Here is a 14692-nt window from a genome sequence, read left to right as displayed (position 1 = left end):
TGTCTCCGGTTCGCCTTTCAGACCTTGACGATCTTGACCGCGCACTTCTTGAAGTCGGTCTGGAACGAGATGGGGTCGGTGGCGTCCAGCGTGACCTTGTTGATCAGCTGGCTGGCGTCGAACCAGGGCACGAACACCAGGCCGCGCGGCGGCTTGTCGCGTCCGCGGGTCTCCAGGCGCGTGCGCATCTTGCCGCGGCGCGACACGATCTCGACCTCGACGCCGCGGCGCAGGCCCATCTCCTGGGCGTCGTCCGGATGCATGAAACAGACCGCGTTGGGAAAGGCCTTGTACAGCTCCGGCACGCGCCGCGTCATGGAGCCGGAATGCCAGTGCTCCAGCACCCGCCCGGTCGACAGCCAGAACGGATATTCCTTGTCGGGCGACTCCGCCGGCGGCTCATAGGGCAGGGCATAGATCACCGCGCGGCCGTCCGGATTGCCGTAGAACTCGAAGCCGGCGCCCGGCTTCACATAGGGGTCGCTGCCTTCGCGGTAGCGCCACAGGGTCTCCTTGCCCTTGACCACGGGCCAGCGCAGCCCGCGCACTTCGTGATAGGTGTCGAACGGCGCCAGGTCGTGGCCATGGCCGCGGCCGAATTCGGCGTATTCCTCGAACAGGCCCTTCTGCACATAGAAACCGAAGGCGTCCGATTCCTGGTTGGCGTAGTCCTTGGCGCGCTCGGTGTTGGGGTAGCGGTTGACCTTGCCATTGGCGAACAGCACGTCGAACAGCGTCTTGTCGCGGTATTCGGGCTTCTTGGCCAGCAGGTCGGCGGGCCAGACCTCCTCGACCTTGAAGCGCTTGGAGAACTCCATCAGCTGCCACAGGTCGGAGCGCGCCTGGCCGGGCGCGTTGACCAGCTGGTGCCAGAACTGGGTGCGGCGCTCAGCGTTGCCATAGGCGCCTTCCTTCTCGACCCACATGGCCGCCGGCAGGATCAGGTCGGCGGAGATGGTCGTGACCGTGGGGTAGGCGTCCGACACCACGATGAAGTTCTCGGGGTTGCGGTAGCCCGGCAGGCCTTCGTTCATCAGGTTGGCGGCGGCCTGCATATTGTTGTTGACCATCACCCAGTAGGCGTTGATCTGGCCGTCCTTGAGCATGCGGTTCTGCAGCACCGCGTGCGCGCCCACCTTGCTGGGTATGGTGCCGTCGGGCAGCTGCCACAGTGCTTCGGCATGGGCCCGGTGCTTGGGATTGGTCACCACCAGGTCGGCCGGCAGGCGGTGCGAGAAGGTGCCCACTTCGCGCGCCGTGCCACAGGCCGAGGGCTGGCCGGTCAGCGAGAACGGGCTGTTGCCCGGCGTGGAGATCTTGCCCGTCAGCAGGTGGATGTTGTAGACCATGTTGTTGGCCCACACGCCGCGCGTATGCTGGTTGAAGCCCATGGTCCAGAACGAGGTCACGCGCACCTTGGGATCGGCGTAGAGCTCGGCCAGGTCCTGCAGCTGCTTCTTGGGCACGCCGCTCAGCTTGGAGGTGTAGTCCAGGTCGTACTTGGAGACGAACTTGGCGAATTCCTCGAAGGTGATGGGGTGCGAGCCACCGGCCTTGTCGGCGTTCTTGGCGGCTTTCTGCAGCGGATGGTCGGGGCGCAGCCCGTAGCCGATGTCCGCGTTGCCCTGGTGGAACACCGTGTGCTTATCGACGAAGTCCCGGTTCACCCGCTTGGTTTCGATGATGTAGTTGGCGATGTAGTTCAGGATCGCCAGGTCGGTCTGCGGGGTGAAGGTCAGCGTCAGGTCGGCCAGCTCGTACGAACGGTGCTCGAAGGTGGAGAGCACCGCCACCTTGGTCTTGGGCGCGGACAGGCGGCGGTCGGTGACGCGGGTCCACAGGATGGGGTGCATCTCCGCCATGTTCGAGCCCCACAGCACGAAGGCGTCGGCGTTCTCGATGTCGTCGTAGCAGCCCATGGGCTCGTCGGCGCCGAAGGTGCGCATGAAGCCCACCGCGGCAGAGGCCATGCAGTGGCGCGCGTTCGGGTCCAGGTTGTTGGAGCGAAAGCCCGCCTTCATCAGCTTGAGCGCGGCATAGCCTTCCCAGACGGTCCATTGCCCCGAGCCGAACATGCCCACAGCCTCCGGGCCCTTGTCCTTGAGCACGCGCTTGAACTGTTCGGCCATCACGTCGAAGGCCTGGTCCCAGGACACCGGCGCGAACTCGCCGTCCTTGGCGTACTTGCCGTCCTTCATGCGCAACAGCGGCTGGGTCAGCCGGTCGTTGCCATACATGATCTTGGACAGGAAGTAGCCCTTGACGCAGTTCAGGCCCTTGTTGACCTCGGCGTTGAAATCGCCGTGCGTGGCCACGACCTGGTTGTCCTTCACGGCGACGTTCACGCCGCAGCCGGTCCCGCAGAACCTACAGGGCGCCTTGGACCACTTGAGCTTGGCGGCCTCGGATTCGGTGACGATGTTCTGCGTGTAGCCGACGATGGGAATGCCGGCGACGGTGGCGGCCGCCGCGGCGGCGGATTGCTTGATGAAGTCCCTACGAGCCATTGCCATCGTCAATCTCCTCGTTCATCGCGTCCAGCGTGTCGGAATGCTGGTAGACCAGCGCCGAGGCCAGTACGCCATCGAGGCGCTGGATTTCCGATATCCGCGCCATCATGTCGTCGGTGGAGGGAGCTTCCAGCGTGACCACCAGTTTCCCGGTATCGGAAGCGGCATGGATTTCCGCGCTGGCGATCCCGAGGATCGCGGCACGGACTTCGTTGATGCGCGGGGGCGCCGCGTGCACCACCATGCTGGCGATGTGCAGCTCTGGCGGCGCCGCAGGGGGCGCGGATTGGGGGAGCGCGGACATGGGAGCGGTTCCGTCGCGTCTGGTCAGCTGCCGGGCGGGCCGGCGAACAGCTGATAGAACCAGACGAGGAAACCGTAACCCGCCACGATAATGACCGACAGGACGGGGGCCATGACTGCCGTCAGGAACAGGAAACTGCGTAGCTCCTGCGGCTTTGTGTAGCCATCAGACTCGTTTTGCACACACCACCTCGCTACGACGTTGGGGCATTGCGTTTAACGTGCGGATGTCGCAGTTTTTAGCAGATGCCCTTGCGGGGCGTCAATGTTGCGCCGCGGTGTTGCGCGGGCGCCGGCTCGTCGCCGGCGCGGGCTTCAGCGCACTTGTCCGTAGATGCGGCGCGCGGCGGCCGCGTCGGCCAGCGGCCGGCCCAGCGCGCGCGCGCCTTCGGCGGCCTGCGCGACCAGCGCCGCGTTGCCGGGCGCCACGCTGCCGTCGCGCAGCTTCAGGTTGTTCTCGAAGCCCACGCGCATATGGCCGCCGAACGCCGCCGCCGTCGTGACGCAGGCGTTTTCCTCGGGGCCGAAGGCGCAGACGGCCCAGGGCAGGGAATGGTCGTACGCCGACAGGAACGGCAGCAGGTCGTAGGCCGATGAAGTCTGGCCCGCGCTGTAGCGGCCCAGCACGAACAGCACCGACCAGGCGCCGGGCGGCACCAGCCCGCGCTGGCGCAGGGCCAGCCAGCGCCGCACGTCGCCTTCGTCATACAGGATGATCTGCGTCATGATGCGGCGCTCGGCCAGCCAGGCCAGGAAGGCCGCCAGCTCCGTTTCCGGAATGTCCGGCACGGCGATTTCGCGCAGCCCGATGGAAACCGCCTCGGGCTGCAGCTCGCGCACCACGGCGATCTGTTCGGCCGCCTTGTAGACGCCGGCCGCCTCGCTGGTCACCTGCACCAGCAGCTCGTCGCCGACCGCGCGCCGAACCGCCGCCAGCGCCTCGCGGTAGGCGTCGGCGCACAGCAGATGGCTGCCGTCGGGCTTGCGCACGTGCATGTGCATCATGGCCGCGCCCGCGTCCAGGCAGGCGCGGGCCTCGCGCGCCAGGGCCTCGGCCGTCAGCGGCACGGCGGGATGGTCGGCGGCTTTCTTATAGGCGCCGTTGGGCGCCACGGTGATGATGGCCGGCGTATCGGCCAGCGCCGCGCGCGGCAGGGCGGCTGCGTTCATGGCTGGATCTCCGGCAGTTCGGGCGCCATCAGGTCCAGGCCGGCGCGCAGCAGGCGGTCGTAGCGCTCGCGCTCGGCCGCGATGGTCTCGGGCGTCCAGGCGTAGAAGCCCTGGCCGGCCTTCATGCCGTGGCGGCCGTCCTGGGCGCGCTCGGTCAGGCAGCACGCGGGCCGGTCGGCGTTGCAGAACGTGGGGTACATGGTGGCGCCGGCCGCGGCGTGCACGTCGATGCCCGCGTGGTCGCGCTGCATCACCGGCCCGGCGGCCAGGAAGCGGAAGCCGAAGCCGAAGCGCACCGCCGCGTCCACGTCTTCCGGCGACGCGATGCCGCGGTCGATCAGGTCGAAGGCCTCGCGCGACAGCGCGTGCTGCAGCCGGTTGGCCAGAAAGCCCGGCAGGTCCTGGGCCACCTTCACCGGCACGCTGCCGCAACGCCGCATGAAGGCGATCAGCGCGTCCGCGCAAGCGCCGTCGCTGCCCGCGCCCAGCACCACCTCGACCAGCGGCACCAGGTGCGCCGGCATGAAAAAGTGCAGGCCCAGCATGCGGCCCTGGCTCGCCAGCCCCTGGCCGATCGCGCTGATCGGAAAGCTGGAGCTGTTGCTGGCCAGGATGGCGTCCGGCCGCGCGCGCCGCTCCAGTTCCGCGAACAGGGCCTGCTTGATGTCCAGGCGCTCGGGGATGCACTCGATGACCAGGTCCACGCCGGACCAGTCCACCGCGTCCAGGTCCGGCGCCGTGGCCACCAGCGCCGCGTTCTGCTGGCGGCCGATGGCTTCCAGATTGGCGGCCACGCGCGCCGGCACGCCGGCGGCGCGCTCCGCGTTCGATTCGATCACCGTCGTGCGGCACGAGGCGCGGGTCAGCACCACGGCGACGTCCGCGCCCATGGTCCCACCGCCCACCACCACCGCGTGCGCCGCGCCCGGATTGGGCAGCGCTTTCGCGTCCGTCTGCATGCATAGCTCCTTGTTTCTAAGTTGGAGCCGAGTGTAGAGAAGCCGCTTTGATTGATGAATCAGATTTTTTGGATAGAATGATCTTCAAATTAGATCAATGTAGACCCATGCAGATCAATCTCTCGATGCGCGACATCGACACCACGCTGGTGCTGGGCCGCACGCTCAATTTCCGCCAGGCGGCGGCGCAGCTGCACCTGTCGCAGTCGGCCCTGTCCACGCAGATCCAGCGCATCGAGGACGCGCTCGGCGTGCGCCTGTTCGACCGCACCACGCGCACGGTCCGGCTCACCGCGGCCGGCGAAGTCTTCATGCAGCAGGCCGCCAGCCTGCAGGTGGCGTTTCGCGACGCCGTGGCCGCGGTCAGCGGCATCGTCAACGCCGAGCAAGGGCAGGTCTCGGTGGCCGCCTTGCCCTCGGTCGCCGCGCGCCTGCTGCCGCGGGTGCTCATGGCCTACCGCCAGGCCCACCCGCGGGTCGCCCTCAAGGTGCGCGACACGCTGTCGGGGCCGGCCTTCGACCTGGTGCGCGCCGGCGAAGTGGACTTCGCGCTGACGGCGGCCGACCCCCAGCACGCCGACCTGCACTACGAACCGCTGATGTCCGACAGCTTCCTGCTGCTGATCCCCGAGACCCATCCGCTGGCTCGCGCGCGCGGCCCGCTGCGCTGGGCCGACAGCGCCGACGCCGCCCACGTCTCCATGGTGCAGCCCAGCAGCGTGCGCCAGTACACCGAATGGGCTTTTCTGCAGAACCGCATCCGCTTCACGCCCGCGTTCGAGGCCGAACACCTGACCACCATCGTGGCCATGGTCGAATGCGGCTTCGGCGTCGCCGCGCTGCCCGAAATCGCCGCCGGCGCCGTGGCCCAGAACGGCATCGTGCAGCGCCCGCTCATCGGTCCGGTGGCGGAACGCTCCATCGGCCTGGTCACCTCGCGCAACCGCAGCCTGTCGCCAGCGGCCGCGGCGCTGGTGCGGGTGTTGAAGGATTATCTGGCGGGAGAGTGGCGGTAGCGGAATGGCTTAGCTGATGGCGCCGGGTTTTTCCTTGCTTGCAGCGCCGAAAAACTCGCCATCGAGTTTCAGCGTCGAAGAGATCCAGGCTGCAAGCGGATAGGAAAACAAGCCTATCAGCACGCCGCCGCTGAAGTCCGTGACGGTCAGCACCACGGGCGAGCCGATCCCCTGCGTCGTCTGTCCCAGCAAAAGCGCGATGGCCGACAGCAGCGCGCCGCGCAGGCCCGTCAGCGCGGTCACGAAGAGATTCCGAATCCATCGCTCGCGTACCCGGGGATTCTGGAGCAGGCGCTCCACCCAGACGAATATCGCCAGCAGCATGGCGCCGACCGCGCCGCCGATGAAGATGCTGATTTCGCTGGCCTGGACTGGAACCATCGGGAAAAACCGGAAGTTCGCGGATGAGACCTGGGGATCGCCGGATGCGGTGTTTTGAAGCGTCAGGTTTACCGACAGCCGGAGATTGGCGCTGAACAAGCGGTCGTACCAGGACGGGTAAATCCACCCGCCGTCAGTAGAAGCCGGCCGGCCAGCCCCTTCATCGGTGCCGCGCTGCTTGGGGATTACCGGAAACCGGCAGTTCTGGCTGTATGTCTCTCCCGACTTCAACTCCACTTCGCCGAATCCGTCGAGATTGCAGGACATTTCCCCATTGAAGCGACTGTTTGCGGAGGCGTCTATCGTTATGGTGGCGTTGGTTATTATTTGCTGGCTGGAACTTATGTTCTTGAACGTAAGGTTGATGAGTACCGGGCTGCCAACCCGGTTCGTCGGGTCGCCGGTGGCACTGACTTCCAGCGGCTGCTTCTCATTTTTGACTTCGAGCGGCTGCTTGTCACCGGGGTCAAGGGCTTGCGCCGGTATCGAAATCAAGAAAATAACCATCCCGACGAGACCCGCACATCTGGATACCTTAATCATTTAAGCATCCTCCATCCGCGGTAAGGCGCCGCAGGCCGGCGATTTCCCGGCCTGTTGTGGGCGGGAAGGTCCGGGTTGTCATTTCGTCAACTGACGAAAGGAAGGCGGAAATCTTCTTCTGGCAGACCCGCTTATTCTCGACCGCGCACAGATTTATGTTGGAATCTCCATCGAATTTGTCGCAGGAAGAGACCGCCTGCAGCCAGGCGCGTACAGCTTCGGAGTCAATAATGCTTGTAGGTGTTCGCGATAGATAGTCGGCCATCTCGGAATATTTTTTTCTATCCACGTAGGCCTTGGTCATGGCGGACAGATGTATGGTCGTGGCGCGCCGCAGTGGCTGATAGTTCTGGATTTCGGGATCGGCTTTGAGGACTTGCTCGACGAATTGCCTTCGCAGGGCGATCTCGTTGTCCAGATAGTTGGCGGCACTCTGATCAAGCTTCGCGGCAGCACGCTTGCGATAGGCTCTTCTATTGAGATCGGCTGCCTCGAGGAAGAAGTTGATCAGCACCTTGTCCGTCAGCGCCACGTCGTCGAAATTCATGTTCTCTGCCCAGGCAAAGCCGCAATCCGCCGCTGCCGGCGCCTGATTGTTCTTTCCCAGATCATTGATGACGTTACGCACCTGCACCAGGCTCGCGTCTCCGTCCGGACAGGCTTCTGCCATGACGGCGGACGCCCAAAAGAACGAAAGCACAGCGGCAATCATCCGGCCGCCTAGCGAAAACGCACGGATGAACCTTGGTCGATCCACACACTTTGGAATCTTCATGATCGCAACTCCGGTGTGATGCTGCACGGACGTCTCGGACGGGTAGCGCGCCGTCGGATTATGCGAGCGCTTCCCGCAGTTCCGCATACCCAATTTGAGGTATGGCTGAACAACGGCTGAATCGGGGAAAGTTGCCGGCAGCGCTTCCGGGCAGCGGCGATGCCGCCACTGCGGCGAGGGCGCCGGACCAGTGAGGCCATCGTGAAACCCGATCAAGAATGGAATGCCCTCGTACCGCCGGACAACAGAATAAAAACGAACAATTCCAATGCGAGAAGACCCCGGGACAAGGTTCCCACCCATATCGTCATTCACGTCACGGGAACCAAGGATTTTTCTTCGGTCCGCAGGACGTTCACCGCGCCGAAATCGGTCAGCTCGCACTATCTGGTTCACAGCGACGGCGGGCTTTTCCAGTTCGTGCCCGATGCGGGCCGCGCCTACCATTCAGGCATAGATAAAAGCACCGCGTCCTTGTACAAAAAGGGCGGCAAGGAATGGCAGAAGTACCTGAAGTACTTCTCCTGGTACAAGAATTACCCGCCGGGGTCCATTTATCTGGATGGCGATTTGAACCCCGTCTGGGACAAGACCGAGGCGGTTTTCGTTGCGCAGCCGGACGGCGGCGCCTGGGACAGTTTCCGGTACTTCAACGAGCGCTGGGCGACCGACAAGCCGGTCAATTTCGAGAACGATCCGGACCCGAACAACTACTCCATCGGCATCGAAACCCTGGGCGTCGGCTCGGTGAACGCGGACCCTTCCGTCTATCCCGATGCCATGTACGCATCGTTGCGCAAGCTGGTCGTCCTGCTTTGCGGCAAGTACGGAATCCCCAACAAAAAGGGCTTCGTCGTCGGCCATGAAGACGTCAATCCGATCGGCCGATTCGGATGGGACCCGGCGCGGGGGTTCGATTGGTCGCGCATACACGATTGACCGAGAAAAGGGAGAATCCCGATGAGCGAGAATCCGCTGGCCCCATACCATCCCATCATCTATGTGCGGGGCTTTGCCGCCATGCAAAGCGAGATCGAAGATACGGTCGCCGACCCGTACATGGGCTTCAATATCGGTTCGACCAAGTCCAGAATGGCATGGACCGGCGACGTCAAGCGCTACTACTTCGAGTCGCCGCTGGTGCGCCTGATGAGCGAGCACGGCTACCGCGACGTGTTCGAGGACGGCGAGGACATGGTCGCTTCCGAGCGGCCCGATTGCGAGATTCCGTACCGCAGCGTCGTCATCTACCGCTATTACGACGAGGCCAGCCAGGATTTCGGCACGGGCAAGACGCCTCCGATCGAGCATTTCGCGCAAGGCCTGGGCGAGCTGATACTGCGCCTGCGGGACAAGATCTGCGCCAATCCCAGGAGCGGGGTCGCCAAAGAGCACTTCCGCGTGCACCTGGTGGCGCATTCCATGGGCGGGCTGGTGTGCCGCGCCCTGTTGCAGAATCCGAAGCTGGGCAGCGCGCAGGCGCGCGCGGCGGTGGACAAGCTGTTCACCTACGCCACGCCGCACAACGGCATCGATATGCGCATCGTGCGCAACGTGCCCGGCTGGCTGTCGTTCGGCGACGCCAACAATTTCAATCGGGACCGCATGGCCGACTACCTGGGCCTGTCGTCGAGCGAGGACGTCGCGGTGGTGAAGAATTTCCCGCCCGAGCGCATCTTCAACCTGGTGGGCACCAATCCGCGCGACTATACGGTGGCCGCGGGGCTTTCCGCCTGGGGGGCGGGCGACGCGAGCGATGGCCTGGTCCGCATCGACAACGCCACCACGCACGGTCCCGGCGCGGACGGCAAGGACGTGAGTTCGCCGCGCGCCTTCGTGCACCGCAGCCACTCGGGCCACTATGGCATCGTGAATTCCGAGGAGGGTTACCAGAATCTGACGCGATTCCTGTTCGGCGCGCTGCGGGTCGACGGCATACTCGATGTCGACGACATCACGCTGCCGGCCGAAGTGCAGAAGGAGTTCGATGCGGGCAAGGAGGTGCAGGCTTCCTATCAGTTCGAGGTCACCGTGAGCGTGCGCGGCTGCCAATGGCAGATGACCCGCCGCGAGGTGCGGGAATGTTCCGCGATATTCCGCACCTACGATGAGCTGTTCCCGGGCAAGAAAGGCACCATGCGTCCGCCGGACCGCGCCAGGAGCCCTTATCTGTTCTCGGTATTCCTCGATCCGTCCAAGAGCGTGAAGGCGTCGAAATCGGTGAGCTTCGCGTTCGACATCAAGGTGCTGGTTCCCGACTACAGCGTCGACGGCCTGCTTTTCATGAAGCGCCACTACGAAGGCGGCTACATCATGCGCGAGCTGATCCTGGTGGAAGCGTTCCCCGATGCGGCGGCGCTCGGGGGATGGCGCATCAAGTACGGCTATCAGGACGACAACCCCGGCAAGGCGACGCTAAGCGTCGAAACCCACGCGCTTGGCGACGGCACCGGCTTCGGTTTTGAGCTTGCCATCGCGCAGAAGACCCGCCCCGGCCTGAAAGGCACGTTGCGGATCGAAGCCCGGCCGGTATAGCCGGAAAAGAGCCTAGCCGTCCTCGTCGTCCCTGGGCTGCCAGGCGCCAGGCGGATGGTGCGCCAGCGTCAGCAGCGCGACCGTGGGCGCCTGCGCGTGCAGGCTGTGGGGTTCGTTGCCCTGCAACATCACCAGCTGTCCCTCGGCCAGCGTGCACTGGCGTTGCGGAGTTTCGACATCGACCCGCCCGACGAGGCACTGCAGCGTCAATACGCCCGGCACCTGGTGCCAGGGGAGCCGGTGCCCCGCCGGCAGCACCAGGCGGATCAGTTGCAGCTCCTTCGTGCGCAGCAGGCTGACGCTGGCCGGCGGGTCCGGCTCCAGGGACGGCCGCGGATGGAACAGGTCTATGACTTCCAAGGGCGTTGCGTGCTTGAGCGCCATGAGCGTCTCCGGTGTGGTGTGCGTGCACCTGATGATTGTATGTCCCGCTGCGATGCCTGACTTTCAGTATGGTTCAGGTTCTTCCTTCAGGAGGGCCATGGCCGATTTGTCCAGGACCTTGTCCGTGGAGGGCCGCGCGCCGCTGCGCCGGAGCCTGTCGCGGTGACCGGCGGCATGCCGCTTGCTGCCTGATTGCCGCGGCGCGCGCGGCCCGGCGCGCCGCGCAGCCTCTGCCGGGCCGCGAACCAGGAGCAATCATGGCGACACTCAAAGACCTGACCATCGCAATACTGGCCGTCGACGGCTTCGAACAGGTAGAACTGACCGGTCCGCGCGACCGCCTCCACGAGCAGGGCGCGCGCACCGTTCTGGTCTCGGCCCGCACCGACCCCATCCAGGGCGTGCACCACCAGAAGCCCGGCGACCGCTTTCCCGTGGACCTGACTTTCGCGCAGGCCGCGTCGGAGCCGGAAGTCTTCGACGGCCTCTTGCTGCCGGGCGGCGTGTTCAACGCCGACGACATCCGCATGCAGCCCAAGGCGCAGGAGCTGGCCCGGGCGCTGCTGGAGGCCGGCAAGCCCGTGGCCGTCATCTGCCACGGCCCCTGGCTGCTGGTGTCCGCCGGCCTGGTGCGGGGCCGCAGGATGACGAGCTGGCCTTCGTTGCAGGACGACCTGCGCAACGCCGGCGCCGAATGGGTGGACCAGGAAGTCGTGATCGACGCAAACCTGATATCGAGCCGCAAGCCCGACGATATTCCCGCGTTCAGCCGGGCGTTCATCGAGGCGCTGGAGCAGGGGCGCGGCTGAACGCCGCCCCATGCCGCGTCGCTATTGCGCGGCTGCAATGGCCGCGGCGATTTCGGCGGCCGCGGCTTCCATGGGCAGGCGGAACTCGGCCAGCGCGTCGTAGGCCACGCGCGCGCTGGGCACGGAAATGCCCAGGCCGGCGATCAGCTTGCCCTGGGCATCGCGCACCGGCACGGCGCAGCCGACCACGCCGGCCATGACTTCCTCGTTGCTTGCCGCCCATTGTTCCTTGCGCACTTTGTGGATCACCTTGCGCAGCACGTCCGCCGACACGATGGTGTTGGGCGCGCGCGGCTCCAGCACAGCGTGCGCCAGCCACCATTCGAACCGGTCAGCCGGCATCTCCGACAGGAACAGTTTGCCTATGGACGTGCAGTACAGCGGCGAGCGGCGGCCGTGCTCGAAGTGCAGGCCCTGCGAACGGGTGGCGTAGGCGGCGTCCACATACACCACATCGTCGTCCACGCGCTGCCCGATCTGGCAGTGCTCGCCGATGCGGTTCGACAGCGCGACCAGGATCTGGTGGCTCTGGTCGGCGCGCATGGCGGCCGAGACGGCGGCCATCCCCAGGTTGACCAGCGCGGCCCCGACCATGAGCTTCTTGGTGCCGAGCACGCGCTTGAGCAGCTGCCGCTCTTCCAGTTGCGCGACCAGCCGGTGCACGGTGGGCACCGGCAGGCCGCAGGCCGCGGCTACGTCGGTCATGGTGATGGGGCGTTCGGCATGCGCCACCACGTCGAGCACATGCAGCAGCCGGTCTAGGGGTTGATCCCTAGGGACAGGTGGTGAATCGCTGACCATAATGAATCCAATTAGTGAAAGAAAAACTTCCAATATTCGGAAGTTTATCACGGAGCGGATTTTCTTTCCAAGCGAGAGCGGAACCCACCATGTCGACTTTCTCCGAGACCGTAGCCGGCGCCGACCCTGAGGCGCAGGCCACCCGCAAGGGCCCCCTGGCGGGACTGCGCGTGATCGATGCGGGCAATATGATCGCCGGGCCGCTGGCGGCCACGCAGATGGCCGATTTCGGCGCCGACGTCATCAAGCTGGAGCTGCCCGGCTCCGGCGACTCGATGCGCCACTGGACGCCGATGAAGGACGGGCTGTCGCTATGGTGGAAGGTCATCGCCCGCAACAAGCGGCTGATCACGCTGACCCTGTCGAATCCGCGCGGCCAGGAGCTGTTTCGGGAGCTGGTGCGCGAGGCCGACGTGCTGATCGAGAACTACCGCCCCGGCACGTTCGAGCGCTGGGGACTCGGTTACGAGGAGCTGGCGCGCATCAATCCGCGTCTGGTGATGGTGCGGGTCTCGGGCTTCGGCCAGACCGGCCCTTACGCCCGGCGCGGCGGCTACGGCACGATCGCGGAGGCGTTTTCCGGCATTCCGTCCTTCACCGGCGCGCCGGACCGCCCGCCCACGCTGCCGGGCTTTCCCATGGCCGATTCGGTGGCCTCCACCTTCGCGGCCATGGCGGCCATGTTCGCGGTGTACAACCGCGACCACGGCACCGGCCGCGGGCAGGAGATCGACGTCAGCCTGTATGAGCCGCTGTTCCGCCTGGTCGAGTCCCAGGTGATCGGTTTCGACCAGCTGGGCATCGTCAAGCAGCGCCTGGGCAACCGCCTGGCCGAGGATTCGCCGCGCAATACCTATCAGACGGCCGACGGGCGCTGGGTGGGCATCTCGGCCAGTTCGCAGCGCACGTTCGAGCGGCTGGCCCAGGCGCTGGGCATGCCCGAGCTCATCACCGATCCCCGATTCGCCGACAACGCCAGGCGCTGCGAGCACGACACGGCGCTGGACGAGATCATCGCCGGCTGGTTCCGCGAACGCGACTGCGCGTCGATCATGGCCTTGTTCGAGCAGGCCGAGGTGGTGGCCGGGCCGGTGCTGGACATCAGCGACATCGTGCGCGATCCGCACTACCAGGCGCGCCAGAACATCGTGGCGGTGCGCGACGACGATTTCGGCGAGGTGCGCATGCAGGGCGTGGTGCCGCGCTTTCTGGAAACCCCGGGCGAGGTGCGTCATTCCGGCCGCGCCCTGGGCGCCGACAACCGCGAAATCTACCAGGGCATGCTGGGCCTGTCGCAGCAGGAATTCGACGCGCTGAGCGCGCAGGGGGTGATCTGATGGCCGGGATGTTCGAGGGAGTGCGCATCGTGGGCGCGGGGCAGGCGCCTTACGCCAAGCGTTCGGAGCGCGGCGTGCAGCGCCTGATGTACGAGGCGGGCGCGGCGGCGCTGGCCGACGCCGGCCTGCCGTGGAGCGCCGTGGACGGGCTGGCCGTCACCTGCTTTCTGCTGCCGCCGGACAACGCGCCCACCGTGGCCGAGCACCTGGGGATCGAGGCGCGGTTCCTGTTCCAGGGACTGTACGGCGGCGCCTCGGGCATCATCGGCATGGCCCACGCGGCGCGCGCCATCCGCGACGGCGCCTGCGACGTGGCGCTGGTGCTGGCCGCCGACGCCTTCGACGTGGCCGCGCACAACGAGACCCTGGACCACTTCAACGGCTCCATCAAGGAGTACATGTCGCCGCAGGGCTTCGGCGGGGCCAACGGCATGTTCGCGCTGCACACGCGCCTGTACATGGAACGGCACGGCGCCACGCGCGAGGATTTCGGCCGCTTCTGCGTGGCCCTGCGCGAGAACGCGCTGCGCAATCCCAACGCCTTGTTCAAGACGCCGCTGAGCATGGACGACTACCTCAACGCCAAGCCCATCGCCGATCCGCTGCGCCTGTACGACTGTGTCATGCCCTGCGTGGGAGGCGACGCCATCGTGCTGGCCTCGGAACGCGTGGCCGCCGGCCTGAGAGGGCCGTCGCTGCGCATCCTGGCGGCCGAGGAGATCCACAACTATCCGGCCAACGATCCCTATTCGGTGCCGGGCGGCTGGGCGGGCCTGGCCGACCGGCTCTACGGCCGCGCGGGCAGGGACCCGGCGCAGATGCAGTTCGCCCAGCTTTACGACGACTACCCGGTGATGGCCTTCGTGCAGATGGAAGGACTGGGCCTGTGCGAGCCGGGCCGGGCCCACGAATACGTGCGCCATAACGACCTGAGCTGGCGCGGCGCGCTGCCGGTGAACACCGGCGGCGGCCAGCTGTCGGCAGGGCAGGCCGGCGCCAGCGGCGGCATGATCGGCGTGTACGAGGCCGCCGCCCAGCTGCTGGGCCGCGCCGAAGGCCGGCAGCTGGACTGCCGGCTGGGCCTGGTCTCCGGCTACGGCATGGTGGCGTATGGCCGCGGCCTGTGTTCCAGCGCCGCCATTCTCGAACGCGTGCACTGAGGAGTCCAC

The 14692-nt window shown here is 66.1% G+C and carries 15 protein-coding genes; 6 read left to right on the top strand and 9 right to left on the bottom strand.

From position 1 onward, the window contains the following. Positions 1-17 precede the first annotated feature (17 nt). From napA to C1I89_RS04185, 5 genes are all read right to left on the bottom strand, one after another. Positions 18-2513 (bottom strand): periplasmic nitrate reductase subunit alpha, encoded by a 2496-nt coding sequence (gene napA, locus C1I89_RS04205; protein ID WP_102771503.1) that lies wholly within the window; start codon positions 2511-2513, stop codon positions 18-20. After that, the gene (locus C1I89_RS04200; RefSeq protein ID WP_102771502.1) at positions 2497-2814 is read right to left on the bottom strand and encodes a chaperone NapD; all 318 of its coding nucleotides are present in this window, start codon (positions 2812-2814) and stop codon (positions 2497-2499) included. The genes napA and C1I89_RS04200 overlap by 17 nt, the downstream gene beginning before the upstream one ends. Positions 2815-2837: 23 nt before the next feature. Next, entirely contained in the window at positions 2838-2996 is a 159-nt protein-coding gene (gene napE, locus C1I89_RS04195; RefSeq protein WP_042793085.1) for a periplasmic nitrate reductase, NapE protein, read from the bottom strand. 132 nt (positions 2997-3128) lie between these two features. Beyond that, positions 3129-3983: a 3-keto-5-aminohexanoate cleavage protein gene (locus tag C1I89_RS04190; RefSeq protein WP_102771501.1), complete on the bottom strand. Its 855-nt coding sequence runs from the start codon at positions 3981-3983 to the stop codon at positions 3129-3131. Next, positions 3980-4942, bottom strand: a complete 963-nt coding sequence (locus C1I89_RS04185) for a 3-hydroxyacyl-CoA dehydrogenase family protein (protein WP_102771500.1) — start codon at positions 4940-4942, stop codon at positions 3980-3982. Before C1I89_RS04185 ends, C1I89_RS04190 begins: the two co-directional genes overlap by 4 nt. A 107-nt stretch (positions 4943-5049) precedes the next feature. Here C1I89_RS04185 and C1I89_RS04180 point away from each other — a divergent pair, with 107 nt between their 5' ends. Next, complete coding sequence (locus tag C1I89_RS04180; protein ID WP_102771499.1) at positions 5050-5958, top strand: LysR family transcriptional regulator; 909 nt, start codon at positions 5050-5052, stop codon at positions 5956-5958. Between the two features lie 9 nt (positions 5959-5967). Here the strand turns inward: C1I89_RS04180 and C1I89_RS33960 are convergent, their stop codons facing one another. Further along, positions 5968-6882 (bottom strand): hypothetical protein, encoded by a 915-nt coding sequence (locus tag C1I89_RS33960; RefSeq protein WP_146196866.1) that lies wholly within the window; start codon positions 6880-6882, stop codon positions 5968-5970. Continuing rightward, the gene (locus C1I89_RS04170; RefSeq protein WP_181390880.1) at positions 6875-7657 is read right to left on the bottom strand and encodes a hypothetical protein; all 783 of its coding nucleotides are present in this window, start codon (positions 7655-7657) and stop codon (positions 6875-6877) included. Before C1I89_RS04170 ends, C1I89_RS33960 begins: the two co-directional genes overlap by 8 nt. Before the next feature lie 201 nt (positions 7658-7858). Between C1I89_RS04170 and C1I89_RS04165 the strand changes: the two genes are divergently transcribed. Both C1I89_RS04165 and C1I89_RS04160 read left to right on the top strand, forming a co-directional pair. Next, a complete protein-coding gene (locus tag C1I89_RS04165; RefSeq protein ID WP_168202132.1) occupies positions 7859-8596 on the top strand; it encodes an N-acetylmuramoyl-L-alanine amidase in 738 nt (245 codons plus the stop codon). A 21-nt stretch (positions 8597-8617) separates the two neighbouring features. Further along, positions 8618-10192: a PGAP1-like alpha/beta domain-containing protein gene (locus tag C1I89_RS04160; protein WP_102771495.1), complete on the top strand. Its 1575-nt coding sequence runs from the start codon at positions 8618-8620 to the stop codon at positions 10190-10192. Positions 10193-10204: 12 nt separating this feature from the next. On the opposite strand, the gene C1I89_RS04155 is transcribed toward C1I89_RS04160, so the two are convergent. Then, on the bottom strand, positions 10205-10576 hold the full coding sequence (locus tag C1I89_RS04155; RefSeq protein ID WP_102771494.1) for a cupin: 372 nt from the start codon (positions 10574-10576) through the stop codon (positions 10205-10207). A 257-nt stretch (positions 10577-10833) separates the two neighbouring features. Between C1I89_RS04155 and C1I89_RS04150 the strand changes: the two genes are divergently transcribed. Next, positions 10834-11385: a type 1 glutamine amidotransferase domain-containing protein gene (locus tag C1I89_RS04150; RefSeq protein WP_102771493.1), complete on the top strand. Its 552-nt coding sequence runs from the start codon at positions 10834-10836 to the stop codon at positions 11383-11385. 21 nt (positions 11386-11406) lie between these two features. On the opposite strand, the gene C1I89_RS04145 is transcribed toward C1I89_RS04150, so the two are convergent. Next, a complete protein-coding gene (locus C1I89_RS04145; RefSeq protein WP_102771492.1) occupies positions 11407-12186 on the bottom strand; it encodes an IclR family transcriptional regulator in 780 nt (259 codons plus the stop codon). Between the two features lie 89 nt (positions 12187-12275). Here C1I89_RS04145 and C1I89_RS04140 point away from each other — a divergent pair, with 89 nt between their 5' ends. Then, positions 12276-13523, top strand: a complete 1248-nt coding sequence (locus C1I89_RS04140; RefSeq protein WP_102771491.1) for a CaiB/BaiF CoA transferase family protein — start codon at positions 12276-12278, stop codon at positions 13521-13523. After that, a complete protein-coding gene (locus tag C1I89_RS04135; RefSeq protein WP_102771490.1) occupies positions 13523-14683 on the top strand; it encodes a thiolase family protein in 1161 nt (386 codons plus the stop codon). Before C1I89_RS04140 ends, C1I89_RS04135 begins: the two co-directional genes overlap by 1 nt. Positions 14684-14692: the final 9 nt, after the last annotated feature.

The organism is Achromobacter pulmonis, assembly GCF_002885955.2.
Classification (GTDB): domain Bacteria; phylum Pseudomonadota; class Gammaproteobacteria; order Burkholderiales; family Burkholderiaceae_B; genus Achromobacter; species Achromobacter pulmonis_A.
Note: the sequence above shows the minus strand (reverse complement) of the source record. Positions and strands in the feature narration are given on the sequence as shown.

Coding starts and splice junctions, on each gene's coding strand:
- C1I89_RS04150 (WP_102771493.1), top strand. CDS start 10,834: ATGGCGACACTCAAAGACCTGACCATCGCAATACTGGCCGTCGACGGC.
- C1I89_RS04135 (WP_102771490.1), top strand. CDS start 13,523: ATGGCCGGGATGTTCGAGGGAGTGCGCATCGTGGGCGCGGGGCAGGCG.
- C1I89_RS04155 (WP_102771494.1), bottom strand. CDS start 10,576: ATGGCGCTCAAGCACGCAACGCCCTTGGAAGTCATAGACCTGTTCCAT.
- C1I89_RS04185 (WP_102771500.1), bottom strand. CDS start 4,942: ATGCAGACGGACGCGAAAGCGCTGCCCAATCCGGGCGCGGCGCACGCG.
- C1I89_RS04170 (WP_181390880.1), bottom strand. CDS start 7,657: ATGAAGATTCCAAAGTGTGTGGATCGACCAAGGTTCATCCGTGCGTTT.
- napA (WP_102771503.1), bottom strand. CDS start 2,513: ATGGCAATGGCTCGTAGGGACTTCATCAAGCAATCCGCCGCCGCGGCG.
- C1I89_RS04145 (WP_102771492.1), bottom strand. CDS start 12,186: ATGGTCAGCGATTCACCACCTGTCCCTAGGGATCAACCCCTAGACCGG.
- C1I89_RS33960 (WP_146196866.1), bottom strand. CDS start 6,882: ATGATTAAGGTATCCAGATGTGCGGGTCTCGTCGGGATGGTTATTTTC.
- C1I89_RS04180 (WP_102771499.1), top strand. CDS start 5,050: ATGCAGATCAATCTCTCGATGCGCGACATCGACACCACGCTGGTGCTG.
- C1I89_RS04190 (WP_102771501.1), bottom strand. CDS start 3,983: ATGAACGCAGCCGCCCTGCCGCGCGCGGCGCTGGCCGATACGCCGGCC.
- C1I89_RS04200 (WP_102771502.1), bottom strand. CDS start 2,814: ATGTCCGCGCTCCCCCAATCCGCGCCCCCTGCGGCGCCGCCAGAGCTG.
- C1I89_RS04140 (WP_102771491.1), top strand. CDS start 12,276: ATGTCGACTTTCTCCGAGACCGTAGCCGGCGCCGACCCTGAGGCGCAG.
- C1I89_RS04160 (WP_102771495.1), top strand. CDS start 8,618: ATGAGCGAGAATCCGCTGGCCCCATACCATCCCATCATCTATGTGCGG.